The organism is Aeromicrobium camelliae (assembly GCF_003850045.1).
Lineage (GTDB): Bacteria > Actinomycetota > Actinomycetes > Propionibacteriales > Nocardioidaceae > Aeromicrobium > Aeromicrobium camelliae.
The window spans coordinates 40847-65406 of record NZ_RQJX01000021.1; the positions used below are offsets into that span (position 1 = coordinate 40847).

Below are 24560 nucleotides of genomic sequence, written 5' to 3' on the forward strand. Positions count from 1 at the left end.
ACAGGTTTCCATTCTGTCGCGCCCGGACCGATTCCTCATGTCGAGATCGGTGGAGGGCCCATCGCCCACCGGATGCCGCTCGTGGCGGTGGTGCCGGCTGCTCGCACCGCGGTCGCTTCGACCACCGGAAGCCACGGCAATCGCAACGGCCACCGAGCCCACACCGGCAGGAGACCGACCGCTGCCGCGGCGAGGAGCCCGTACGGCGCGCGCACAGCCAGCGGGACCGGCGGGTGGACGAGAAGGAACCGCGCGGCTGCTCGCGCTGCCGCAGTGGACGCGAGTTCGGGCCGGTAGGAGGCGAGGGCCGCATCGAGTTCCTCGACCGAGCGCGGCACCTCGTCGGCGCCCAGCAGTTCACCCGTCACAGCCGCCTGCGCGACGTACTGATCACGCTCCTCGGGGCTGAGCGGTCGCGCGCCGTACCGGTCGTGTGCGCGCAGGAACGAGTCGACTTCGGCGACGTGCACCCAGCGCAGCAGGTGAGGATCGCTCGCCGCGTACGGCCGTCCGTCCGGCGCCGTCCCGCTGATATGTGCGTGCACGGCCCGGACGACCGCGATCGCGCGATCGGCCTGGTCCACGGGCGCGAACGTGGTCTCGGCGAGGAACCCGCTCGTGCGCTGCAGCCGTCCCCACGGGTCCCCGCGGAATCCCGAGTGCTGGTCGACCGCTGCCATCGCGAGCGGGTGCAGGGACTGCAGCAGCAGGGCACGGATGCCGCCGACGAACATCGACGCATCGCTGTGCACACGCCAGATCGGATCGGCCGGACCGAAGCGTCGCGGCCCCGGCGAACCATGGATGCGGTCGCGCCGCGCCGGGCCCTCGTCGCCGGCGACGCGCGCGAAGATCGCAGCGCTGACCCGCGATCGCACAGCCTCGAGGGCGTCCATGTCCCGAGCATAGGCGGTATTTCCTGGCCGGATACCCTTCTGATATGAGCCATGACGCGCACCTCGTCGATTTCGACCCCGAGATCGCCTCGCTGCTGGATGCTGAGCTGAAGCGTCAGCAGAGCACCCTCGAGATGATCGCCTCGGAGAACTTCGCTCCCGTTGCCGCCCTCGAGGCGCAGGGCAGCGTGCTCACGAACAAGTACGCCGAGGGTTACCCCGGTAAGCGCTACTACGGCGGGTGCGAGTTCGTCGACGAGGTCGAGCAGATCGCGATCGACCGGCTCAAGCAGCTCTTCGACGCTCAGTACGCCAACGTCCAGCCGCACTCGGGTGCGTCGGCGAACGCCGCGGCGCTCCACGCGCTCGCCAGCGCCGGCGACACGATCCTGGGTCTGGACCTGGCCAACGGCGGCCACCTCACGCACGGCATGAAGCTCAACTTCTCCGGCCGCCTCTACAACGTCGTGCCGTACCACGTCGTGCCCGAGACCGGCCTCGTCGACATGGACGAGGTGCGCTCGCTGGCTCTCGAGCACCGCCCGCGCGTCATCATCGCCGGTTGGTCGGCCTACCCGCGTCAGCTCGACTTCGCCGCGTTCCGCGCGATCGCCGACGAGGTCGGCGCGAAGCTCTGGGTCGACATGGCGCACTTCGCGGGTCTCGTCGCCGCCGGTCTGCACCCCAGCCCGCTCCCCCACGCGCACCTCGTCACCACCACGACGCACAAGACGCTCGGCGGCCCCCGCGGTGGCGCGATCCTCACCAACGACGAAGAAGTCGCCAAGAAGATGCGGTCGGCCGTCTTCCCCGGCCAGCAGGGTGGCCCCCTGGAGCACGTCATCGCGGCCAAGGCCGTGGCGTTCAAGATGGCGCTCGAGCCGGAGTTCAAGGACCGGCAGGCGCGCACCCTCGAGGGCGCTCGGATCCTCGCTGAGCGTCTCCTCGCCGACGACGCGAAGTCCGCGGGCATCCAGGTGCTCAGCGGCGGGACCGACGTGCACCTCGTGCTCGTCGACCTGCGCAACTCCGAGCTGGACGGTCAGCAGGCTGAGGACCGCCTCGACGAGGTCGGCATCACGGTCAACCGCAACGCCGTCCCCAACGACCCGCGTCCCCCGATGGTGACGTCGGGCCTGCGCATCGGCACCCCGGCCCTCGCTACTCGCGGCTTCGGAGCCGAGGAGTTCGCCGAGGTCGCCGAGATCATCGCCGCTGCGTTGCAGCCGGGCGAGGTCGACATCGCCGGACTGCGGCAGCGCACGGCGGCCCTCGCCGATCGTTTTCCGCTTTACCCCGGACTCACCCCCTTCACCGCCTGAACCTTGTCCTCCGACCGTCCCCCCTCGACTCTCCGGCTGTGGTTCCGGCCGTCGATGCTGGGCCTGCACGCCTTCGCGATCGCGGCCTTCGTCGTCTGTCTGGTGGCCGGCGCGTGGCAGTTGGGCGTCTACGACGCTCGCCAGGAGAGCGAGCGGGCGGATCGGCAGGAGGTGCCCACCAAGCCGCTCGCCGAGGTGTGGGGGCCGGACGAGGTCTTCACCGCCCGGCAGCAGATGCGGCCGGTGACGATCACCGGTGAGTTCCGTCCCGCGGAGGAGCAGCTGTGGGTGACGGGCAAGGAGTTCCCCGGAGCCGGAGTGGGTTCCTGGCTCGTCGCTCCGGTCATGGTGGACGGTTCGGCCTTGCTCGTGGTGCGGGGCTGGGCCCCGGAGCCGGACGGTTTTCCCGAGGTCCCGAGCGGGACGGTGTCCTTCGACGGCGTGCTGCAACCCTCCGACGGGCCGGCGGGGCGTTTCGATCCCGAGTCCCGCACGATCGGGTCGGTCCGCATTCCGACGCTCATCAACGACCTCCCGTACGACCTGTGGTCCGGCTACGCGCTCGCCGACGACGAGAACATCGTGCCCGCCGGTCTCCGCTCGCCGGATCTGCCGGAGCCGGACGTCTCGTGGACCGCGGGCGGACGCAATCTCGGCTACAGCCTGCAGTGGTGGGTGTTCGCCGCATTCGTCGTGTTCATGTGGTGGCGCATGGGCCGCGAGTCGGTGGAGACGGCGCGGGAACGGTTGGACCGCGGCGATACCCTGGCGTCGTGAACGACCGGCTGTTGCGCGCGTATCAAGTCATGGCCACGATCGTCGGCCTCAATCTCCTCGTCGTGATGGCCGGCTTCCTGGGCAAGTTGCTCACCGACCCGGGATCCTTCTGGCATCGTCACCAGGACACGTTCCTCATCATCGATCAGGTGCACGGCCTGCTGTTCATCGTGCTCGTCGTCCTCGTGGCCAAGCTGACGCTGCGACAGAAGTGGAGCTGGGGCTACATGGTGAGCGTCCTGCTGCTCGCGTGCATCCCGGCGGTCTCGTTCGCCGCCGAACGGCGGACCACGCACCGGGTGCATCGGGACGCCGCCCCCGCCGCGGTCTGACCCCGGCGGGCGCTGCCGTCACAGTGCGTCGTCGAGTGAGGCGACGCGCTCCAGCTGCTCCTCGATCTCCGTGGCCGTCGCGCGCAGCTCGGCCAGTATCCCGCTGAAATCATCGGGCACGGCGGTGGTCGAGGGTCGTGCCGCGGCGATCGCCGCGATGACGCGGCCCCCGGCGCGGATCGGTACCGAGACCGCATGCAGACCGACCTCGTTCTCGCCCACGTTCGTGGCGTACCCGTTGCGCTCGACCTCGTCGAGCTCCTGCTCGAGCGCCGCGATGCTGGCGATGGTGTTCTCGGTGACGCGCGGCGGATCCTGGGGGTACAGGCTCGTCAGGTGCTGACGGGGCAGGCTCGCCAGCAGCACCTTGCCGCTGCTCGTGCTGTGGGCCGGGGAGCGTGAGCCGATGCGCACCGTCACCCGGATCGGTCGGGGACTCTCGCTGCCGTCGATGAAGCGGATATCGGTCCCCTCGAGCACCGAGAGGTGGACGGTCCATTCGCGCTCCTTCGCGAGCCGTTCGATATGGGGCATCGCGATCTGCCGGAGCTCCTGATGCCCGGTGGAGGCGAGCGCGATCTCGACCAGCACGTCACCGGGGACGTAAACCCGCTTGACCGGGTCGTGGCGCAGAAAGCCCAGATAGGTCAGGGTCGACAGCAGTCGATGCGCGGTCGACGGGGCCACGCCGAGCTCCGCGCTGACCTCGGTGACGCGGACCTGGGAGGCGTGGCGCAGCGCCAACAGGATGCGCAGGGCGTTCTCCGCGGACTCGATGAGATAGGGCGGTCGGCCCTCCTGGTCATCAGCAGGTTTTCCCATGAGCGGAACGTTACCTCTTTTTTACGTCTATTGGCAGAATCTGTGCACGATGTTAACAAGATGTTCCGTATAAAAGAATTGTCTTGGCAAAGCTTTCCACTCACCGGCACGCGTGTTTAGATGACTCCTACCGCCCGTGGCGTGACCTACACCACACGAACGGCGGCGAGTGAAGGAGAGAGACCGTGCCCGAAGCCCGCAGTTCCGTCGCGACGTTCGAGGGGTCCGTCCCCCTGGGAGAGCTCCCCGAGGTGGGCTCGGTGCCCAGCTCGATGACGGCGTTGGTCGTGCGTCAGGACCGTTTCGGGGATCCGGCGACGGCCTTCCAGGTCGAAACCGACATTCCCGTTCCGCCGATCAGCTCGACCGAGGTCCTGATCGGCGTCAAGGCGGCGGGCGTCAACTACAACAACGTGTGGGCGGCCCGCGGCTACCCGGTGGACGTCATCGGCGCCCGTCAGCGACAGGGCGATCCCTACGACTTCCACGTCGGCGGTTCGGACGCCTCCGGGATCGTCTACGCGGTGGGCGCCGACGTCGCCGACATCGCGGTCGGCGACGAGGTCATCGTGCACCCGGGCTACTGGGACGCCGACGACGCGTGGACCCGCTCGGGCAAGGACCCGATGATCGGTCCGAGCGCCCAGATCTGGGGCTACAACACGAACTTCGGATCCTTCGCCCAGTTCGCCCGGGTGCAGGCGCACCAGGTGCTGCCGAAGGCCGACCAGCTCTCGTGGGCCGAGGCCGCGGCGCCGACCCTCGTCGGCACGACGGCCTACCGGATGCTGCACGGCTGGGCCGGGAACACCCTCCAGGCCGGTGACGTCGTCCTGGTCTGGGGCGGTTCTGGCGGTCTCGGCACCCAGGCGATCCAACTCGCCCGGCATGCCGGCGCTCAGGCGGTCGCGGTGGTCTCGGACGATGAACGCGGCCGCTACGCCGAGAAGCTGGGAGCGGTCGGCTACATCAACCGCCGGGATTTCAGCCACTGGGGCATTCCCCCGCTCGTCGACGACGCCGCCGGGCAGAAGGAATGGACCGCCGAGGCACGGCGGTTCGGCAAGCGCATCTGGGAGATCGTGGGCGAGCGCAAGGATCCGGCGATCGTGTTCGAGCACCCCGGCAGCGCCACCATTCCCACGAGCATCTTCGTCTGCGAGCCCGGCGGCATGGTCGTCATCTGCGCCGGCACCACCGGCTATGACGCGATGGTGGACCTGCGGTACCACTGGACGCGTCAGAAGCGCCTCCAGGGCAGTCACGGCACCAACGACGAGCAGGCCCGTGCCTACAACGACCTCGTCCGCGCCGGCCACATCGACCCGTGCCTGGGCCGCACCGTCGCCTTCGACGAGCTGCCCGCCGCCCACGCCGAGATGGGACGCGGCGAACAGGTCTTCGGCAACATCGTCGGCCTCGTCGCCGCGGCCGACGAGAACGAAGGACGCCGCTCATGACCACCACCTCCACCACCGCCCTGAACGGAGTGCCGCCGATGCACTATGACGACCTGACCCTCGCCCACACCAACGGCGTCACCACCATCACCATCAACCGGCCGGAGAAGCACAATGCGCTGCGCCAGCAGACGTTCGCCGAGCTCGGCGCGGCCATCGACGCCGCCGCGGCCGACCCGGCGACCCGCGTCATCGTGCTCACCGCGGCGGGCTCGCGCATCTTCTGCTCCGGCATCGATCTCGAGGCCGACGGGCTGCCTGCCACGACCGAGGAATGGGACGACCACACCAAGGGCAACGCCGACGTCATCAAGCGACTCTGGTACTGCGACAAGCCGCTCATCACCGCGCTCAACGGCGGAGCGATCGCCGGCGGCTGCAATCTGGCGATGGTCGGCGACCTCACGATCGCCGCCGACACCGCGTTCCTGTCCGAGCCGGAGATCCGGCACGGGGCGCTGTCACCGCTGCTGATGCTGCCATGGCTCATGCAGTTCAAGGGCTTCAACGAGCTCTACCTCACGGGGGACCGTCTCGACGCTGCGCGAGCCCGCGAACTGGGGCTGGTCAACTACGTCGTGCCCGGCGACGAGCTGGCCGCCGCGGCCCAGCAGCTGGCCGAGCGCGTGGCGCACGCCCCCATGTTCGCCCTCACGCTGGCCAAGCGGGCCGTCCGGCTGACGCTCGACATCCAGGGCTTCAAGGCCGCCCAGGACGCCCACCGGTACATCGACACGTTGCTGCTCGGGTCGCAGGGGGTCGTGGAGAAGGAGCGGCTGATGACGGTGCTCGCCGAGGACGGCATGGGGGCGTTCCTGCGGGCACGGGACACCCCCTACGGAGAACGCTGATGTCCGCACTGCGCCCGCTGCTGGACCCCCGGTCGATCGCCGTCGTCGGCGCCTCGCCGCGCGGCAACCGGGGTCTGCAGATCATCGAGAACCTGCAGCGGTTCGGCTCGACCGCCCGGATCTACCCGGTGCATCCCCGCGAGGCGAGCATCGCCGGTCTCCCGGCGTACCCGGACCTCGCGTCGCTGCCCGAGACCTGCGAGTTCGTGGCGATCGCCCTCGATGCTGACCGCGGCCTCGACGTGCTCGAGGAGGCGATCGCCGCCGGCATCGGTGCCGGCATGCTCATCGCGAGCGGCTTCGGTGAGGGTGGCGCCGGGGCACATCGGCGGGAGCGGCTGACCGCGTTGCTGGACGCCTCCGGCTTCCTGCTCTGCGGACCGAACTGCTACGGGATCCTCAACGTCGCGAGCGGCTTCGCCGCGTACAGCGGTCAGATCGTCGAGCCGTTCACGCCGGGCCCCGTCGGTCTCATCATGCAGTCCGGCGCCCTCACCCACTCGGTGACCGACTCGGCGGTGGGCCGCGGGCTCGGCCTCAGCCACCTCATCACGACGGGCAACGAGGTCGGGGTGAGCCTGGGACAGTACGTGCGCGCCCTCGCCGCCGACGACCACGTCGGGGTGATCGGCCTGTTCATCGAGGGGCTGCGTGATGCCGACGACTTCGCCGCGGCCGCCATCGAGGCGGCTGGCCGCGGCAAGCCCGTCGTGGCGCTCACGGTGGGCCGCTCGGAGTTGGCGCAGCACGCGGCTCATGCGCACACCGGAGCGATCGCGGGGCACGGCTCCGCTCTCGCGGGGCTGTTGCGTCGGTGCGGCGTCGTGCAGGCCGGCGATCTCGACGAGTTCCGCGAGCTGCTGGTGCTGTTCGGGTCCGGCATCACGCCGACGGCCGATGCGGTGGCGGTCTCGTCGATCTCCGGAGGCGGCACCGGCCTGCTCGCCGACCTAGCCGAGGACGCCGGGCTCGAGCTCGCGACGCTGGAGGCGCGGACCGTCGCGCAGTTGGCGGCGACGCTCCCGGATTTCGCGACCGTCGCGAATCCGCTCGATCTGACCGGTGCCGCCGTGGAGGACCACGGCATCGCCAGTGAGGCGCTGGCCGCTCTGCAGTCGGACTCCGGCGTCGGGTTGGTCGTGCTGGCGCTCAACGTTCTCGCCGGATCCGCGGGCCAGCAGGAGCTCTACCGCGACCAAGCCCGGATCCTCGCGAAGCGTGCCGGTGAGGCCGGAAGCCCGGTGCTCGCGCTCAGCCTCACCAGCGGGGCGTGTGACCCCGTGGTCGCCGCGACGCTGTCGGAGCGCGGCGTGCCGCTGCTCGCGGGCGCCCGGCCGAGCCTCACCGCGATCGCCGCCTGGCAGCGCTGGCACCGTCAGCCGCCGCCACGACCGCTCAGCCGGTCGAGCGGCGACAGCGCGCTGCCATGGGACGGCACGGTGTTGGTGGGCAAGCCCGCCATGGACGTCCTGGGCGAGGCCGGCATCGCGGTGCCCGAGGCGGTCCTCGCGGCCTCGCCCGCGGCGGCCGCTGCGGCGTGGGGTGAGCTGAGCGCCCCGGTCGTGCTCAAGCTCGAAGCCGCCGGGCTCGCGCATAAGACCGAGCTCGGTGGTGTGGTGACCGGCATCAGAAGCCGAGACCAGCTGGCCGAGGAAGCCACGGCGATGCTCGCGACCGTGCGGGACCGTGCACCTGAGCTCGACATCGCCGGCTTCCTGCTGCAGGAGCAGGTCGTGGCCGACGCCGTCGAGTGCATCGTCGGCATCGTCCGCGACCCCCAGGTCGGTCTCGTGCTGACGGTGGCGCCCGGCGGCGTGCTGGCCGAGCTCGCCGGCCCCGCCAGCACCACGCCGGTCCCGGCAGCCGCCGAGGACATCGACGCCCTCATCGACGGCTCCGCCCTCGGGACGCTGTTGGCCGGGTACCGCGGTGCTCCGCGCGCCGACCGCGCGGCGCTCGTCGAGCTCGTCCGGGCGTTCAGTGACCTGGTGCACCGCGGCGGTCCCGAGGTGGCGGCCGCCGAGCTCAACCCTGTCCTTGTGCTCCCCGAAGGCCAAGGAGCCGTCGCCGTCGACGCACTGTTCGTGAAGGAGGAGTCATGAGAACGGCAGCCAGTGAACCGGCCCAGGCCGGTCAGCGACACGATGAGCAGCTCATCTCGATCCGAGGGGCGACGCTCGCTTATCCCACCGCCAGCGGCGATCCCGTCCAGGCGCTCAACCCGATCGACCTCGACATCCGCGCGGAGGCGTTCGTCTCGCTCGTGGGGCCCTCGGGCTGCGGCAAGAGCACCCTGCTGAAGATCCTCGCGGGTCTGCTCCACCAGTCCGAAGGTGAGGTGACGTTGGACGGCCGGCCGCTGACCGGACCGTCCCCCAACGTCGGCGTCGTCTTCCAGCAGCCGGTCCTGCTGCCGTGGCTGACGATCCTCAACAACGTCCTCCTCCCGATCCGGGTGCAGAAGCGGAACGTGGACGAGTACCGGCAACGCGCCATGGACCTGCTGGCGATGGTCGGGCTGGAAGGCTTCGAGTCGCGCTACCCGTCCGAGCTCTCCGGGGGCATGCAGCAGCGCGTGGGCATCGTCCGCGCGCTCGTCCCCGACCCCCAGATCCTGCTGATGGACGAGCCGTTCGGAGCGCTCGACGCCTTGACCCGTGAGCAGCTGAACGACGATCTGCAGACCATCTGGGCCGAGCAACGCAAGACCGTCTTCTTCATCACGCACTCCATTCCGGAGGCCGTGTACCTGAGCGACCGGGTGCTGGTCATGTCCGAACGCCCCGGCCGGGTGATCGCCGACTTCGAGGTCGACATCCCCCGTCCGCGCTCGCTTGAGGACGTGTCGCTTCCCGAGTTCGTCGAGCTCACCGGGCGGATCCGCCGCCTGCTCAATGCCAAAGGAGGAATCGACTGATGACCGCCGACCTGGCTAGCGCCTCCCCCCGGACATCACCGGCACCACGACGGACCGCCCGGCGCACCGCGCGCCGTGCCCGCCGCGCCGACTGGATCGCGGTGGTTTCGACCTTCGTGGTCGTCGTCGGCGGCTGGGAGGCCGTCGTGCGCATCGCCGACATCTCCTCCATCGTGCTCCCGCCGCCCTCGCTCATCGTGGGCAAGCTCTACGACGGCCTCGTGCACGGCACCTTCGTGAAGAACCTCGGCTACACGATGGCCGAGACGGTGCTCGGTTTCGCGATCGCCGCGTTCCTCGGGATCGTGCTCGGCGCGCTCGTCGCGGAGATCCGCTGGATCCGCCGGGCCGTCTACCCCTACATCGTGGCGTTCCAGACGGTGCCCAAGATCGCACTCGCCCCGCTGCTGGTGATCTGGTTCGGGTTCGGCATGACGAGCAAGGTCATCGTGGCGGTCACCGTCGCGTTCTTCCCCGTCATCGTCAACACCATCGAGGGTCTGCAGAATACCGATCATCAGCGCATCGACATGATCCGCGCGATGGGGGCGGGGCGCTTCGAGGCGTTCCGTCGGGTCAAGCTGCCCTCTGCGCTCCCATACATCTTCGCGGGCCTCGACGCGGCGATCGTGCTTTCGCTGCTCGGTGCCGTCGTCGGCGAGTTCATGGGGTCGCGCGCGGGCCTGGGCAACCAGATCCTCATCTTCAACTCGGTGCTCGACATCGCCGGCTCGTTCGCCGTGCTGATCCTGCTGTCGATCATCGGATTCCTGCTGCACCTCCTGCTCGTCATGGTTCAGAAGAAGGTCGTGTTCTGGACCAACGTCCACGCTGTCTCCAGCGGCGCCTAACCCCCCACCCCCTCAGGAGCCCCCTCCATGAAACTCTCCAAGCTCAGCCTGTCCATCGCCGGCGCCGTCGCCGCTGCCCTCACGATGTCCGCCTGCTCCGGCTCCTCGTCCGACGCCGGCGAGAACACCTCCCTCGTGGTCGCCATGGGCCACGAAGCGCCCTACCCGGGCGAAGAGGCCGTCATGTACGCGATCCCCAAGGGGCTCGGGTTGTTCGAGAAGTACGGCATCGACGTCCAGTTCCAGCCGACCGCGGGCTCGGGCGTCGCGATCCAGCTCGTGCAGGCCGGTGAGGCCGACCTCGGCCAGGGCAACCCGTCCTCGGTGATGGCGGCCGTCGACAAGGGTGTCGACATCAAGGTCGTCTACAACATCATCCCCACTTACGGTTCCGGGCTCGCGGTGCTGCCTGACAGTCCGATCACCTCCCCGAAGGACCTCGCCGACACCACCATCGGCGTCGCCTCCCTCTCCTCCTCACGGCTTCCGGAGGCGCAGGCGATGGTCGCGGAGGCGGGCCTCACCGACTCGGTCGAGTTCGTCGCCGTCGGCGTCGGCGCTCAAGCCGCGAGCGCGTTGACCTCGGGCAAGGTCGACGGCCTCTACCTGTGGGACGCTGCCTACAAGTCCATCGAGCTCAGCGGCACGCCACTGCGGGTCATCCGCGACGTCTTCACTGAGTCCGCCCAGCTGCTGGACTTCGTCCAGTACGCGAGCGCCGACGCCATCGAGAACAAGGCCGACGCCATCGAGAAGCTCGGCAAGGCCGCGGCGGTGGCCCACGCCTGGGCGAAGGAGAATCCGGAGAAGGCCCTCGACCTGTTCTACGAGGAGTTTCCGAATGCCCGGTCCGACGAGGCCGGTCGGCAGCGTGACCTGGCGATCCTGACCTTCACGCTCGAGCAGTTCGATCCCGAAGGCACCGACCAGTCCGGCTTCGGGGACACTCCGGAGAAGCGCACCACCACGACGGCGAAGTTCCTGGCCGATCATCAGTTGATCCCCAAGGCGCTGGCCGCTGAGGAGTACGTCGACAACCAGTTCGTTCCTGCCTACAACGAGGGCGTCGAGGACGACCTGGCCCAGCTCTCCGGCAAGGAGTGAGGTGCGAGTCGTCGACCGCCTCGCGCAGTCGCTGCGCGAGGCGGGCATCTCGACCGTCTTCGGCCTCTTGGGCGATGGCAACCTCGATCAGGTTCTCGCCTTCGCGGCGCACGGCGGCCGGTTCGTCCCCACCCTCGACGAGTCGGGGGCGGTGAGCGCGGCCGACGGCTGGGCACGCACCACCGGGCAGGTCGGCGTCGCCTCGGTCACCCATGGGCCCGGCTTCACCAATACGCTGACCGCGCTCACCGAGGCGGTCCGCGCGCGCAGCCACCTGCTGCTGCTGACCGGAGACACCGCGCCGGTAGCGCATCATCTCCAGCGGTTCGATCTCGCCGCCGCGGCGCGGCTCGCGGGGGCGGAGTACGTGCGGGTGGGGGCGGATACCGCCGGCGCCCAGATCGCCGCGGCGATGGAGCAGGTGCGGGCCGCCTCGGTGCCGCTCGTGCTCGACGTGCCGGTCGACATCGCAGCGGCAGAGGTCATGGCGGTCGCGGATCGCTCGGACCCGCCGGCGCCGGCGGTCGTCGAGCCGGACGAGGCCGCCCTGGACACGGCGATCGGCATCATGGCGACCGCGCGCCGGCCGCTTGTGCTGGCGGGCCGGGGCGCGGTGCTGGCCGATGCCCATGACGAGCTGGTTCGGCTGGCGGGGCTGCTGGGGGCGCCGCTGGCGACCTCGCTTCTCGGCCGGGAGTACTTCGCCGGTGATCCGTTCGACCTCGGCATCGCCGGGACGTTGAGCGAGCCGGCGGTGCTGGACGCCTTGCTGAGCTGCGACTGTCTCATCGCGTTCGGCGCGAGCCTCAACCGGTTCACGACGGCCGACTTCGCGCTCGCCACCGGTCGTCCGGTCATCCAGGTGGACCGCGACCCGGCCGCCTTCGGTCGGTACACCGCACCGACCGTGGCGGTCACGGGTGACGCCCGCCAGGTCGCCGCCGCGATGAGCCGGGCGCTCGAGGGGGCCGAGCTCGAGCCGAGCCACTGGCGGCAGCAGGCCCGCGAGGCCCGGATCGCGGCAGCACCCGAGGACGGGCCGCGCGCTGCGGCGGGAACACTCGACCTGCGCACCGCGATGCGGGTGCTCGACGAGGCGCTGCCGGACGACCGGCTCGTCGCCACGGACACCGGCCGGTTCATCTACACCGCATGGCGCGAGCTGCGGGTCGCGGACCCGCGCGACTTCGTGCACACCCTCAACTTCGCGTCCATCGGGCTCGGGATCGCCACCGCGGTCGGGGTCGCGGCGGCTCACCCCGATCGCATGACCGTGGCCGTCGCGGGTGACGGCGGCGGGATGATGGGCCTGGGCGAGCTGACAACCGCCGTGCGCGAGCGGCTGCCGCTCGTCGTCGTCATCGCCGACGACGGCTCCTACGGCATGGAACGGCACCACCTGCGCCGGGCCGGGCTCGACCCGGAGCACGCGAGCACGCAGTGGCCGAGCTTCGCCGAGGTGGCCCGCGCGTATGGGGCCGAGGGCCACACCGTCACCGACGCGGACCAACTCCGCAAGGTCCTCGAAGGGCTCGACCCGCTCCCGGCGGGTCCGGTGCTCATCGACGTGCTGGTCGACCCGGACGCGGTGGTCGCGCAATGACCGGCGCTATTCGCCGATGAAGGTCGCCTTGCCGGGCCCGTCGGCGAGGAACGAGGCCATGCCGTGCTGCAGGTCGGCGGTGTCGAAGAGTGCCGAGGCGATGGCCGTCGTGGCGGCGTTCGCTCCGGGGACGCCACCGGCCTCGTAGGCGCGCAGGATGTCCTTCGCGGCGCCGAACGCCCGTGTCGGGCCGTCGGCGAGGTCCTGCGCGAACCGGTGGACCTCGGCATCGAAGTCGGCCGGTTCAATGACCCGGTTGACGACGTTCCAGCGCTCCAGCGTGGCCGCGTCGTAGTGCGTACCGGTGAACACCAGCTCCTTGGCCCGAGCGACGCCGGCCCGAGCGGCCAGGCGCTGCGTGCCGCCCATCGTGGGCGTGAGACCGATGACGCGCTCGACAAGACCGAACCGGGCGGCGGTGCTGGCCAGCAGCACGTCGCAGGCCAGCGCGACCTCGAACGCCCAGGTGAGGGTCAGGGCGTGCGCGGCGAAGATCGTCGGGATGCGCAGGGCCGCGATCCGGTCCGGCAGCTCCATCATGCGGTCGTACAGCGCCTGAGTGGCATCACGCGAGGGGCAGGCGGCGAACTGCGCGACATCGACGCCTCCGGAGACGATCCGGCCCTCCGCGCCGATCACCAGCACACGCGGCAGCTCCGCCTCGATCTGGTCGAGGGCCCGATCGATCTCGTCGTGCAGGTCCAGCGAGTACAGGTTGAGCGGAGGCGCGGAGACGACGAGGGTGGCGACGCCGCCCTCGCGCTCGACGCGGACCGTCACTGCGCGGACGGCTGGTAGACGCCGCCCTTGTCGGCGGTGGCCTTGCGGTACACGACGACACCGGCAGCGACGAGCCCGGCGAGGACAAGGAGGCGACGTGCAGACATGCCCCCACCGTAGCGGGCTCCGCGGGCGTGCACGTGGGAAGATGAAAGAAATCCCCTCGAAAGGACCTGCAGTGCCCCTCACCGCCACTCTCCACACCAACCGCGGCGACATCGTGCTGAATCTCTTCGACAACCATGCCCCCGTCACGGTCGAGAACTTCGTGGGTCTGGCCGAGGGCGGCAAGGAATGGCTCGACCCGACGACGCAGCAGGTCACCAGCAAGCCGCTCTACAACGGGGTCGTCTTCCACCGCGTCATCTCCGGGTTCATGATCCAGGGCGGCGATCCGCTCGGCAACGGCACCGGCGGGCCCGGCTACGAGTTCGCCGACGAGTTCCATCCCGAGCTGAGCTTCGACCGGCCGTATCTGCTCGCGATGGCCAACGCCGGACCGGGCACCAACGGCTCGCAGTTCTTCATCACGGTCGGTCCGCAGCCGCACCTCAACCGTCGGCACACGATCTTCGGCGAGGTCGCCGATCAGGCGAGCCGGGACGTCGTCGATGCGATCGCCAGCACCCCGACCGATCGCTTCGATCGTCCGACCGAGGACGTCGTCATCACCTCGGTGACCATCGACCGCTCGTGACACCGACGCCGTACCGCTGCTACCGGCACCCGGACCGCGAGGCTTACATCCAGTGTCAGCGGTGCGAGCGGTACATCTGCCCCGACGACATGCGCGAGGCTGCGGTCGGCTTCCAATGCCCTGAGTGCGTGGCGGCCGGCAACGCCGGGATGCGGCGGACGCGTACTCCGGTCGGCGGGACTATCACGGCGCGGGGCGGCGTCGTCACGTTCGCCATCATCGGGCTCAACGTGCTCGCCCAGGTGCTCGTGCTGCTGACCGGCGGCACCTCCGGGTCGATCTTCCGTGACGGTGCGATGGTGGGCTTCCAGGTCGCGTTCGGCGACGAATACTGGCGTCTGCTCACCTCGGCCTTCCTGCACGGCGGGCTCCTGCACCTGGCCTTCAACATGCTCGCGCTCTACCTGTTCGGGCCGTTCGTCGAGTCGATGGTGGGCCGCTGGCGGTTCATCGCGACCTACGCCACGGTGGCGCTGGTGGCCTCTGTCTTCGTGTACTGGTTGTCGCCGCCGCAGGCCGCCACCATCGGGGCGTCCGGGGCGGTGTTCGGCATGTTCGGCCTCGCCCTCGTCTTCCTCATCCGGCAGGGGCAGAACATCACCGGGATGCTCGTCCTGCTGGCCGTCAACGGTGTCATCAGCCTGCAGGCGGGCATCAGCTGGCAAGGACACCTCGGGGGTTTCCTCACCGGCTGCCTGCTCGGCGCCGTGTTCGTCGCGGCGCCGCGCGAACGCCGCACCCTCGTGCACGTGGCGGCGCTCGTCGGTCTGTGGCTGCTCAGCGCCGGCGCCGTCGCGCTCCGCTCGGCCGAACTCACTCAGGGCCTCGGAACCCTGCTGGGCTGACGAATCACATCCATGTAGTTATCCACACCTGTGCACACAGCTGTGGAGAGTTACATCGGTGTTATTCACACGCTTACCCCCAGCGGTGGACGAACACGACGACGGCGCAGGTGGTGATCCACCTGCGCCGTCGTCGGGGTCGAGTCCGTGCGGTTGGCTCACTCCCACTTCATGGCGAAGCCGAACGCCGCCACGATGAAGCCCATGCCGATGGCCAGGTTCCACTGACCCAGGTCCGAGTACCACGGGATGGTGATGTCGGTGGAGCTGATCGTGTAGAACACGACGATCCAGGCCAGCCCGATGACGGCCGAGATCACCATCGCCGGGGCGGCCCAGCGGTTGCCGATCTTCTGCGGCTTGGGGCCCTGGCTCTCCTTGTTGCGTCGTCGCACGGTCGTTCTCCCGGTGGTCGCTACGGCACACGGCCGTGGTGGATTCTCGACTAGCCTAGTGCGCATGGCGGAGCATGAGGAGTCCGGGAGCACACGTCGGTCCCGGCGGGGCTGGCACCTGGCCGTCCTCGGTGTGTCCGTCGCGTGCGGATTCTTCTTCGTCTCGGCGAACGTGAGCTCCGCCGGGCTCGACCTGCGGCCCGCCGGCGGCGACATCAGCACCGTGCTGAGCGACCGCGCGCGGTCGGTGGAGACCCGGCAGCAGCGGGCCGCCGCGCTCCAGGAGGAGATCGATCACCTCACGCAGCAGGTGTCGGCCTCCCAGGATCTCGATGCGGCACGCGCCCAGGTGCAGGACCTCGAACCTCGCAGCGGTTTCTCCCCGGTCGTCGGTCCCGGCGTGCGCATCACGCTCTCGGACGCTCCGCGTGATGTCGAGGTTCCGGCCGGACTCGACCCGAACTTCCTCGTCGTGCATCAGCAGGACATTCAGGCCTTCGTCAACGCGCTGTGGGCCGGTGGAGCGGAGGCCATCACTCTGCAGGGCCAGCGGCTCATCTCCACGACCGGCATCAAGTGCGTCGGCAACACGGTCGTGCTGGACGGTGTGCCCTACTCGCCGCCGTACGTCATCGAGGCCGTGGGCGACCCGTGGGAGCTGACCGGTGCGCTCGACGACTCGGCGGAGGTCGCGACGTACCGCGACTGGGCGGACCGTTACGACCTCGGCTACGAGCGCAAGGTGGTGCGCGAGGTCAACGCCCCGGCGTACCAGGGGTCGCTCAACCTCCGGCACGCCGAGATCGTCAACTGACGACGCGGCTCAGTCGTTCGGCGGCGGGGTGCTCGGCGAGTTGCCGCGCCCATTGCCGTTGCCATTGCCGTTGCCGCCGCCTTCGTTGTCCTCGCCATCGTTGGACGAGACGGTGAGGGTGATGGTCGAGCCCGGCGCGACTGACGTCCCCGCCGAGGGGTTCTGCGCGGTGACCTGCCCGGCCGGTGCGGAGGCGTTCGGGTCCTCGTTCACGACGACCTGGAACTGCGCGCCTTCGACACCGGCGAGGGTCTGCTCGGCCTGCTCACGCGTCTGCCCGACGACGTTCGGCACCGAGACCTGACCGCGCGACACGATCAGCGTCACCGTCGACCCGCGTTCGACCGAGGTGCCCGCCGGTGGATTCGTGTTGAGAACGCGGCCCGCGGGCTGCTCGCTGTCGGCCTCCTCGACTTGGACGACGAGGCCGTAACGTTCGCCCTCCAGCAGCGACTTGGCCTGATCGAGCATGTAGTCAGAGACGTCCGGCACCTGCACCTGTTCCGGCCCCGAACTCAGCACGAGGTCGACGGCGCTGCCTTCCTCGACGGAGGTTCCCTCCTCCGGGTCGGTGCGAATGACGCGATCCTGCGGGACGTCGCTGCTCGCCTCGGAGGTGACATCGCCGAGTTGCAGCCCGGCCTGCTCCAGCGCGCGTTGGGCCGACTGCTCGTCCATCCCTTGCAGGCCGGTCGGGACGTCGACCATCGCCGGGGGCGGCTCCTCCTGATTGGTGAACGCCCACACCAGGCCGGCCGCCGCCAACAAGGCGATGAGCAGAACTGCGGCAGCGATCCACCACTTCTTCTTGGAGGACTTCTTCTCCTCCTCCTCGTTCGCGGCAGCTGCCGCCGGGATCGTGGACGTGGCCGCGGCCGGAGCGACCGCTGTGGCGCCGAGGGCCGCCGTGGCCTGGGTCGGAGCGTCGACGCTGCCGCCGGCGAGCACCCGCTCGATGTCCTTGCGCATGTCGGCGGCGCTGGAGTAGCGGTCGTCGACGCGCTTGGCGAGTGCCTTGGCGACGATGTGGTCAACCTCGATGGTGACCTCGGGGTTGAGCTGCGAGGGAGGTGTGGCTTCTTCGCGCACGTGCTGGTACGCGACTGAGACCGGGCTGTCACCGACGAACGGCGGACGGCTGGTCAGCAGCTCGTAGAGCACACACCCGGTGGAGTAGATGTCGCTGCGGGCGTCGACGGTCTCTCCGCGCGCCTGCTCGGGCGAGAGATACTGCGCCGTGCCGATGACCGCGGCCGTCTGGGTCATCGCCGAGGACGAGTCCGCGATCGCCCGCGCGATACCGAAGTCCATGACCTTCACCTGACCCGCGGGGGTCAGCATGATGTTGGCCGGCTTGATGTCGCGGTGGATGATGCCGGCGCGATGGCTGTAGTCGAGCGCGCTCAGGATGTCGGCCGTGATCGACAACGCCCGCTCGGGCATGATCTTGCGGCCGTCGCGCAGGATGTCGCGCAGCGTCCGGCCCTCGACGAGTTCCATCACGATGTACGGGATGTCGTTGCCGTGGACGTCGGGCGCCTCGCCGGTGTCGTAGACCGCGACGATGGAGGGGTGGTTCAGCGAGGCCGCGGACTGGGCCTCGCGACGGAACCTCTCCTGGAAGGTCGGGTCCGCGGCCAGGTCAGCGCGCAGCTGCTTGATGGCGACCGGGCGTCCCAGGCGAAGGTCACGACCGATGCGCACCTCCGCCATGCCGCCCCGTCCCAGCAGCCCGCCCACTTCGTAGCGGTCGCTCAACGGGACGGTGGGGGTCTCGTCCGATTCGGTCATGCTGTTCAGTCTCCCAGAGGGTGAGTTGGGGCGGGGAAGGACGGGGTCACCGGAGGACGGCTTCCATGACGGAGCGGGCGATCGGCCCGCCGAGGCGTCCGCCGCCGATGTCGGAGGTGTCACCGTTGACCGACTCCACGAGCACCGCGACGGCGACCTGGGGATCGTTGGCCGGGGCGAACCCCACGAACCACGCGTACGGGGGACGGTCTGCGGCCGACTCCGCCGTGCCGGTCTTGCCGCCGACCTGCACGCCGGGGATGGCAGCCGGACTGCCGGTGCCGCTGTCCACGACCGAGACCATCATGTCCTTGAGCATGCCTGCGGTCTCGGGGCGCATCGCCTCACCGAACTCGGACGGCTCGGTCTGCTCGAGCACCTCCAGGTTCGGCGCGCGGAGGGTGTCGACGATGTACGGGTTCATCACGACGCCGTTGTTGGCGATCGCACCGGCGACCATGGCCATCTGCAGGGGCGTCGCGGCGACCTCGTACTGGCCGATGCCCGTCTGCGCGAGCTGCGTGTCCTCGAGTCCCTCGGACTCCGCGCCGACCACACGACTCTTCTCGAAAGCCAGGCCGTCGAGCGGATCGGCGCCGAAGCCGAAGCGTTCGGCCTGCTGGACGAGGGCCTCCTCGCCGACCTGGTTGGCCAGGTCGCCGAACGAGACATTGCAGGAGACCTCGAGTGCCTGACGCAACGAGATCGGGTCACCGCCGCAGTTGCTGCCTCCCTGGTTGGGGAGCGTGTACTGCTTGCCCGGGAACGTCAGCTCCGTGCCGCCCTTGACCTGGGAGTCGGGAGTGAGGTTGAGGTTCTCCAGCGCGGCCGCGGCGGTCACGAGCTTGAACGTCGAACCCGGCGGCAGCGTGAGCTGGGTGGACCGGTTGAGCATCGGCTGGTTGGGATCGTTGGTCAGCTGGTCCCATGCGGCTTCGGTGGCGGAGAGGTCGTGACTGGCGAGGGCGTTCGGGTCGTAGGTCGGCTGGCTGACCATCGCGAGGATCTCTCCGGTCTGCGGGTTGATCGCCGCGACCGCCCCGCGCGTTCCCTCACCGAGGTCGCGGAGCCCTTCCGCGGCGGCTCGCTGCGCCACAGGATCGAGCGTCAGCTCGACGCTGCCGCCTTGCGGCTCCTGGTTGCCCAGCAGGTCCACCACGCGGTTGACGAAGAGTCGGTTGTCCGAGCCGGACAGGATGCTGTTCTGGCTGCGCTCGAGCGCGCTCTGACCGTAGATGTAGGAGAAGTAGCCGGTGATGGGCGCGTACAGCGCCGCCTCGGGGTACTGGCGCTGGAACTTCCACCGGTCGTCAGTCGGCACGCTCTCGGCGATCGGCGTTCCGTCGACGAGGATGGCACCGCGTTCGCGGCTGAACTCCTCGTCGATCACCCGCTTGTTGCCCTGGCGGGAGTTGAGGTCGTCGGCCTGCACGACCTGCAGCACGTTGGCGTTGACGAGCAACGCCGCGAACATCAGCAGGCACGCGATGGAGAGCAGTCGGATCGGCTTGTTCACAGCTTCACCACCTGAGTCTGTTCGTCGCTGCCGACGCTCGAGGTGGGCGGCGCCGGCCGGCGCGTCTGGTCACTGATGCGCAGCAGCAGCGCGATGATCGCCCAGTTCATGACGATCGAGGAGCCGCCCTGCGCGAGGAACGGTGCCGTGAGGCCGGTGAGCGGGATGAGGCGGGTGACGCCGCCGGCGACGATGAACACCTGGATGGCGAAGGACATCGTCAGGCCGATGGCGAGCAGTTTTCCGAAGCCGTCACGGCACGTCAGCGCGATGCGCAGGCCGCGCTCGACGATGAGCCCGTAGATCAGCAGGACGGCCATGAGACCGGTGAGCCCGAGTTCTTCACCGAGCGAGGCCAGGATGAAGTCAGAGAAGGAGAACGGGGTCAGCTCCGGGCTGCCCTGGCCCCAGCCGCGGCCGATGATGCCGCCGTGCGCCAGGCCGAACATCGCGCTGACGATCTGCATGTTGCGGTCGGGATCGGCGAACGGATCGAGCCAGGCGTCGAAGCGCACCCGGACGTGCCCGAACGCGACGTAGCCGAACCACGCGCCGAAGGCGAACAGCAGGCTGCCCACGACGAGCCAGCCCGGACGCTCGGTGGCGACGAATAAGACGACGACGAACAGCCCGAAGAACAACAGGGACGAGCCGAGATCGCGCTGGAACACGAGGATCCCGACGCTGATCAGCCAGCCGAGCAGGATCGGGCCGAGGTCGCGGCCGCGCGGCAGATCGATGCCGAGGAGACGCTTGCCGGCGAGTGCGAGGACGTCGCGCTTGACGACGAGGTATCCCGCGAAGAAGATCGCGAGGCAGATCTTGGCGGCCTCACCGGGTTGGAAGCTGAACGGACCGAGGTGGATCCAGATGCGAGCACCGTTCTGCTCGTGGCCGATGACCGGGAGCAGCGGCAGGATCAGCAGGACGATCGCCGTGAGCCCGAACGTGTACGTGAACGCCTGCAGCCGGCGATGGTCGCGGACGATCAGCAGCACGGCGGTGAAGGCCACGATGCCGACGAACGTCCACATGACCTGACTTCCCGCGAATGCGGACCGGTCGGGATCGAGTGCCTGACGTCCGAGATCCAGCCGGTGGATCATGACGAGCCCGAGGCCGTTGAGACACAGCACGAGCGGGAGCAGGACGGGATCGGCGTACGGCGCGAACTGCCGGACGGCGAGGTGCGCGCCGATGGCCGCGAGAACGAGGCCGCCGATGAGCGTGTACGTGTCGGAGGGGATGGTCCCGGAGACGCCGAGACCGACGGCGATGTAGCCGAACACGCTGATGCCGACCGCCATGACGGTCAGGACGAGCTCTGCGCCGCGGCGGCGTCGGGGCACCCACGTCGGTGTGCTCACGGTCGTGCCTCCTCTGCGCTCGGCGACTGCCGCGGCGAGGGGCTCTCGCTCGGTCTGGGGGACGGGCGGTCCACCGCGTCCTCGAGGTTGGCGACGATCTGTTCGGCTTCCGCGCGGCTGGCCGCGCTGATGCCGGCCTCGACGCGACCCTGCTGATAGTCGGGGAGGTCTTCGACGTCGATCTCGGTGACTTCGTCGACGCGGCTGAGCGTGATCCCAGGAAGTTCGGCCTTCACGCCGCGATAGACGGCGACCTTGCCGCCGTCGTCGGCGACGTAGTACTGCTGCTGGCTCCAGTCGTAGGCCCAGTAGGCCGCTCCACCGGCGAGTGCGAGCAGAATCGCCGCACCGAGGACCCAGCGCAGTGCGCGCCAACGGCTCGGTGGTCGGGGCGCGTAACGCAGCTCTTCAGGGTCGGGCTCATCCTGCGCGGGCGTCGCGGAGAGGCCGGCGCTGTCGCGGGTGGCGTCGATCTCGTCAGCGCCCCGGGGGCGCGGCGCGTCGGCGGCGGCGCCGACGATCTGGGGAGAGCCGTCAGCACACGCCAGATCAGGGTCGGCCTCATGGTCGGCGTCGACGAACTCGGCGATCACGACCGTGACGTTGTCGAAGCCGCCGGCCTCCAGAGCCAGTCGCACCAGCTCGGCGGCGACCATGTCGATCGTCTCGAGGCGCATGGTGCGCTCGATCGTGTCGTCGTCGACCATGTCGGTGAGGCCGTCGCTGCACAGGAGGTAACGGTCGCCGGCCGCCGGCTGGAGCCAGGAGAGGTCGGCGTCGTTGTCGTCGCGTCCGAGGATCGCGCGCAGCAGCAGGGACCGGTGCGGGTGGACGCGGGCTTCTTCACGCGTGATGCGGCCTTCGTCGACGAGGCTCTGGACGAAGGTGTGATCGGTGCTGATCTGGGTCAGCCGGCCGTCACGCAGCCGGTAGACGCGAGAATCGCCGATGTGCGCCCACGCGAGCTTCTCGCCGTCCCACACCATCGCTTCGAGGGTCGTGCCCATGCCTTCGACGGCCGGGTCGTCGGCGATGAGTTCGCCGAGCCGGGCGTTGGCGTGATCGACGGCGATGCCCAGCGCGCTCAGCGCGTCGGTGTTCTCGAGTTCGCGGTCCAACTCCTGCCGGATCACCCGCAGCGTCTGCGACGAGGCGAGGTCGCCGGCCGCGGCCCCGCCCATGCCGTCGGCGATGACCAGGAGCCGGTCGCTGGCGTACCCGGAGTCCTGGTTGTTGGACCGTCGCAGACCCGTGTCGGTGAGCGCGACGTAGCGGTAGGTGAGAGCCATCTGCTACTTCCGCAACTCGACGATCGTCTTGCCGAGCCGCACCTGCGTGCCCATCGAGAGCGGAACGGGCGAGGTGACGCGCTGGCTGCCGATGTAGGTGCCGTTGGTGGACCCGAGGTCTTCGACGAACCACTGCTCGCCGTTCGAGGCGAAGCGGGCGTGCCGGGTGGACACGTAGTCGTCGTTCAGCCGGATGGCGGCGTCAGTACCGCGGCCGAGGATGATCGGATCGTCGCCCAGCGGGACGCTCTGGCCGGAGTTGGGACCGTCGACGATCTGCAGGAGGCTGGGCTGGCCGCGCTTACCGCGCCGCCGCTTGGCTGGTTTGCTCTTCTGCGCTGGCGCGGCCGACTTCTTGGCCGGCTTGGCGACCTGCCGGTTGGGAACGCGCGTGCCGAAGATGTCGGTGCGGATGACCGAGACCGCCGAGAGCACGAAGATCCACAGCACGGCCAGGAAGCCGAGCTTGATCAGGGTGAGGGTCAGTTCGCTCATGAGCGGGATTCACCGGGCCTTGGAGGACGACGGGATGCGAACCGTGAGCGTAGTGTTTCCCAGCCGAATGTGCGAGCCGTCGCCGAGCGGGCTGGAGTCCACGCGCCGGCCGTCGACGATGACGCCGTTGGTGGAGCCGAGGTCCTCGATCGCCACGGCGGGGGCGTCGGCCATGCCGCCGACCCGCAGCCGAGCGTGCCGCCGCGAGATGCCCGGATCGTCGATCTTGAGGTCGCTGTCCGAGCCACGGCCGATGACCAGTCCGGGCGGGCTCACGGGGTGCTTGATGCCGCCGACCTCGAGCACGACAGCCGCCGAGCGCACTGACGTCTCGGTCATCCGCTCGTGCGGAGACGCGTGGATCGTGGCGTTGGTCCGGCTCTCGACCGTGAAGCGGCCGGTGCGCAGCGAGTCGTCGCGCTCGAAGGTGATCGCGAGCGTGCCGGCGAGCGTGTAGTGCTGCTCCTCGACGTGCTCGTGCACGAGGGTGGCGAGTTCCTCGGCGATGGTCGAGCCGAACGGGGTGAGCCGGTCGTAGTCGGCGGGCGACAAGAACACGGTGAAGTCGTTGGGGACGAGAATCCGATCGCGGCTGAGGATGCTCGTGGAGTTGTCGATCTCGCGCTGGAGGGCCGCGGCGATCTCCACGGGCTGCACCGCGCTGCGGAAGGCGCGCGCGAAGGCCCCGGTGACTGCCCCCTCGAGACGACGCTCGAAGCGCTGCAGGACGCCGGCCATCTGCACTCCTTCACTCGGCGGACACGACGTTTTCCCCTTCGATCGTATCGGGCGGTCACAGCCGGGCCGGTATTCGACTCACGGGAGCGACTGCTAGACTCGCCTATCGGTCGTAGCGTCACTCGACGGACGGCCACACGCGCGAGTGGCGGAACGGTAGACGCGCTGGCTTCAGGTGCCAGTGTCCGCAAGGGCGTGGGGGTTCAAATCCCCCCTCGCGCACCCGAGGGGTTTCACCAAAAAACCCCAGTGTGTTTCACGAAACCCGGCCCAGAGAGATCTGGGCCGGGTTTCGTCGTTCTGGGACCAGTTCCGACCCTGGTCGGCGCCCACGAAACGCGTCGAGCGCCGTCTCCCTGCGATGGGTGACGGCGCTCTGAGGCGGTTGCGGTTGGTACAGGGCAGGCTCTCGCCGCGGTCGGTGGCGAGAGCTGCTGATGGGGCTTTCCCGCGGTGGGTGCGGGCGAGGGGAGCGCGGTGGCCTGCTGCTACTCGTCGCTGCGTGGTGTCCGGAGGCGGTGGGTGGCCTCTTGTCGGGCGGGTTTGCGTGCGTACTTCGGCGGCTCGGTCGTCATAGTGATGAGGTCGAGCCAGTTCTCGTTGTACCAGTCGGCGAGGCCGAGGGTGTTCGTCGCGGCGCAGAGGATCCCGAACAGCAGTGCGACCCCGGTTCGACCGCGTACGAGGAAGGACCGTTTGGTGATCTGGAACCGGTTGGTGCGTAGTTCGGCGTTGCTGGACTCGATCGCGACGCGGCGGCCGTAGGACTTGAACCGTCCCGGCGTGTCCGGAGAGCTGATTCATTGGAAGGATCATTCTCATGGCACGACCCAGCAAGTACCCGACCGAGTTGCGTGAGCGCGCGGTGCGCATGGTGATTGAGTCCCGGGAGAACCAC

General features: G+C 69.4%; 23 protein-coding genes and 1 tRNA gene. 14 read left to right on the forward strand and 10 right to left on the reverse strand.

Annotation, left to right across the window (positions count from 1 at the left end; translation table 11 throughout):
- Window positions 1-35 precede the first annotated feature (35 nt).
- Complete coding sequence (locus EHW97_RS13510) at window positions 36-896, reverse strand: oxygenase MpaB family protein (protein ID WP_124237700.1); 861 nt, start codon at window positions 894-896, stop codon at window positions 36-38.
- A 44-nt stretch (window positions 897-940) separates the two neighbouring features.
- On the opposite strand from EHW97_RS13510, the gene glyA reads away from it, so the two are divergent.
- From glyA to EHW97_RS13525, 3 genes are read left to right on the forward strand one after another with little or no spacing between them, the layout of a single operon-like run.
- A complete protein-coding gene (gene glyA / locus EHW97_RS13515; RefSeq protein ID WP_124237701.1) occupies window positions 941-2218 on the forward strand; it encodes a serine hydroxymethyltransferase in 1278 nt (425 codons plus the stop codon).
- 54 nt (window positions 2219-2272) lie between these two features.
- Window positions 2273-2995 carry an SURF1 family protein gene (locus EHW97_RS13520; RefSeq protein ID WP_124237702.1) on the forward strand — a complete coding sequence of 241 codons (723 nt, stop codon included), beginning with the start codon at window positions 2273-2275 and terminating at the stop codon, window positions 2993-2995.
- A complete protein-coding gene (locus EHW97_RS13525) occupies window positions 2992-3327 on the forward strand; it encodes a DUF3817 domain-containing protein (RefSeq protein WP_124237703.1) in 336 nt (111 codons plus the stop codon). Before EHW97_RS13520 ends, EHW97_RS13525 begins: the two co-directional genes overlap by 4 nt.
- A gap of 18 nt (window positions 3328-3345) precedes the next feature.
- Here the strand turns inward: EHW97_RS13525 and EHW97_RS13530 are convergent, their stop codons facing one another.
- The gene (locus tag EHW97_RS13530) at window positions 3346-4149 is read right to left on the reverse strand and encodes an IclR family transcriptional regulator (protein ID WP_124237704.1); all 804 of its coding nucleotides are present in this window, start codon (window positions 4147-4149) and stop codon (window positions 3346-3348) included.
- 185 nt (window positions 4150-4334) lie between these two features.
- Between EHW97_RS13530 and ccrA the strand changes: the two genes are divergently transcribed.
- From ccrA to EHW97_RS13565, 7 genes are read left to right on the forward strand one after another with little or no spacing between them, the layout of a single operon-like run.
- A complete protein-coding gene (gene ccrA, locus EHW97_RS13535; protein ID WP_208002053.1) occupies window positions 4335-5609 on the forward strand; it encodes a crotonyl-CoA carboxylase/reductase in 1275 nt (424 codons plus the stop codon).
- On the forward strand, window positions 5606-6460 hold the full coding sequence (locus EHW97_RS13540) for an enoyl-CoA hydratase/isomerase family protein (RefSeq protein ID WP_124237705.1): 855 nt from the start codon (window positions 5606-5608) through the stop codon (window positions 6458-6460). Before ccrA ends, EHW97_RS13540 begins: the two co-directional genes overlap by 4 nt.
- Window positions 6460-8562, forward strand: a complete 2103-nt coding sequence (locus EHW97_RS13545) for an acetate--CoA ligase family protein (protein ID WP_124237706.1) — start codon at window positions 6460-6462, stop codon at window positions 8560-8562. The genes EHW97_RS13540 and EHW97_RS13545 overlap by 1 nt, the downstream gene beginning before the upstream one ends.
- Window positions 8559-9377 carry an ABC transporter ATP-binding protein gene (locus tag EHW97_RS13550; protein ID WP_124237707.1) on the forward strand — a complete coding sequence of 273 codons (819 nt, stop codon included), beginning with the start codon at window positions 8559-8561 and terminating at the stop codon, window positions 9375-9377. Before EHW97_RS13545 ends, EHW97_RS13550 begins: the two co-directional genes overlap by 4 nt.
- On the forward strand, window positions 9377-10228 hold the full coding sequence (locus EHW97_RS13555) for an ABC transporter permease (protein ID WP_124237708.1): 852 nt from the start codon (window positions 9377-9379) through the stop codon (window positions 10226-10228). Before EHW97_RS13550 ends, EHW97_RS13555 begins: the two co-directional genes overlap by 1 nt.
- A 27-nt stretch (window positions 10229-10255) precedes the next feature.
- Complete coding sequence (locus EHW97_RS13560; RefSeq protein WP_124237709.1) at window positions 10256-11332, forward strand: ABC transporter substrate-binding protein; 1077 nt, start codon at window positions 10256-10258, stop codon at window positions 11330-11332.
- A 1-nt stretch (window position 11333) separates the two neighbouring features.
- On the forward strand, window positions 11334-12935 hold the full coding sequence (locus EHW97_RS13565) for a thiamine pyrophosphate-binding protein (RefSeq protein ID WP_124237710.1): 1602 nt from the start codon (window positions 11334-11336) through the stop codon (window positions 12933-12935).
- A gap of 6 nt (window positions 12936-12941) precedes the next feature.
- Here the strand turns inward: EHW97_RS13565 and EHW97_RS13570 are convergent, their stop codons facing one another.
- A complete protein-coding gene (locus EHW97_RS13570) occupies window positions 12942-13715 on the reverse strand; it encodes an enoyl-CoA hydratase/isomerase family protein (protein ID WP_243696453.1) in 774 nt (257 codons plus the stop codon).
- A gap of 148 nt (window positions 13716-13863) precedes the next feature.
- On the opposite strand from EHW97_RS13570, the gene EHW97_RS13575 reads away from it, so the two are divergent.
- Entirely contained in the window at window positions 13864-14412 is a 549-nt protein-coding gene (locus EHW97_RS13575; protein ID WP_124237712.1) for a peptidylprolyl isomerase, read from the forward strand.
- The gene (locus EHW97_RS13580; protein ID WP_208002054.1) at window positions 14409-15257 is read left to right on the forward strand and encodes a rhomboid family intramembrane serine protease; all 849 of its coding nucleotides are present in this window, start codon (window positions 14409-14411) and stop codon (window positions 15255-15257) included. Before EHW97_RS13575 ends, EHW97_RS13580 begins: the two co-directional genes overlap by 4 nt.
- A 158-nt stretch (window positions 15258-15415) precedes the next feature.
- Here EHW97_RS13580 and EHW97_RS15390 read toward each other — a convergent pair whose 3' ends face one another.
- Window positions 15416-15652 (reverse strand): cell division protein CrgA, encoded by a 237-nt coding sequence (locus EHW97_RS15390; RefSeq protein WP_166367511.1) that lies wholly within the window; start codon window positions 15650-15652, stop codon window positions 15416-15418.
- 64 nt (window positions 15653-15716) lie between these two features.
- Between EHW97_RS15390 and EHW97_RS13590 the strand changes: the two genes are divergently transcribed.
- Entirely contained in the window at window positions 15717-16466 is a 750-nt protein-coding gene (locus tag EHW97_RS13590) for a DUF881 domain-containing protein (protein WP_166367512.1), read from the forward strand.
- A gap of 9 nt (window positions 16467-16475) precedes the next feature.
- On the opposite strand, the gene pknB is transcribed toward EHW97_RS13590, so the two are convergent.
- From pknB to EHW97_RS13620, 6 genes are read right to left on the reverse strand one after another with little or no spacing between them, the layout of a single operon-like run.
- On the reverse strand, window positions 16476-18257 hold the full coding sequence (gene pknB, locus EHW97_RS13595) for a Stk1 family PASTA domain-containing Ser/Thr kinase (RefSeq protein WP_124237714.1): 1782 nt from the start codon (window positions 18255-18257) through the stop codon (window positions 16476-16478).
- A gap of 46 nt (window positions 18258-18303) precedes the next feature.
- Complete coding sequence (locus EHW97_RS13600) at window positions 18304-19773, reverse strand: peptidoglycan D,D-transpeptidase FtsI family protein (RefSeq protein WP_124237715.1); 1470 nt, start codon at window positions 19771-19773, stop codon at window positions 18304-18306.
- Entirely contained in the window at window positions 19770-21140 is a 1371-nt protein-coding gene (locus EHW97_RS13605) for an FtsW/RodA/SpoVE family cell cycle protein (protein ID WP_243696455.1), read from the reverse strand. The genes EHW97_RS13600 and EHW97_RS13605 overlap by 4 nt, the downstream gene beginning before the upstream one ends.
- Window positions 21137-22429, reverse strand: a complete 1293-nt coding sequence (locus tag EHW97_RS13610) for a PP2C family protein-serine/threonine phosphatase (RefSeq protein ID WP_124237716.1) — start codon at window positions 22427-22429, stop codon at window positions 21137-21139. The genes EHW97_RS13605 and EHW97_RS13610 overlap by 4 nt, the downstream gene beginning before the upstream one ends.
- A gap of 3 nt (window positions 22430-22432) precedes the next feature.
- Entirely contained in the window at window positions 22433-22924 is a 492-nt protein-coding gene (locus tag EHW97_RS13615) for an FHA domain-containing protein FhaB/FipA (protein ID WP_124237717.1), read from the reverse strand.
- A gap of 9 nt (window positions 22925-22933) precedes the next feature.
- Window positions 22934-23662: an FhaA domain-containing protein gene (locus EHW97_RS13620; RefSeq protein WP_124237718.1), complete on the reverse strand. Its 729-nt coding sequence runs from the start codon at window positions 23660-23662 to the stop codon at window positions 22934-22936.
- 139 nt (window positions 23663-23801) lie between these two features.
- Between EHW97_RS13620 and EHW97_RS13625 the strand changes: the two genes are divergently transcribed.
- Window positions 23802-23884 (forward strand) — tRNA-Leu (locus EHW97_RS13625).
- Window positions 23885-24560: the final 676 nt, after the last annotated feature.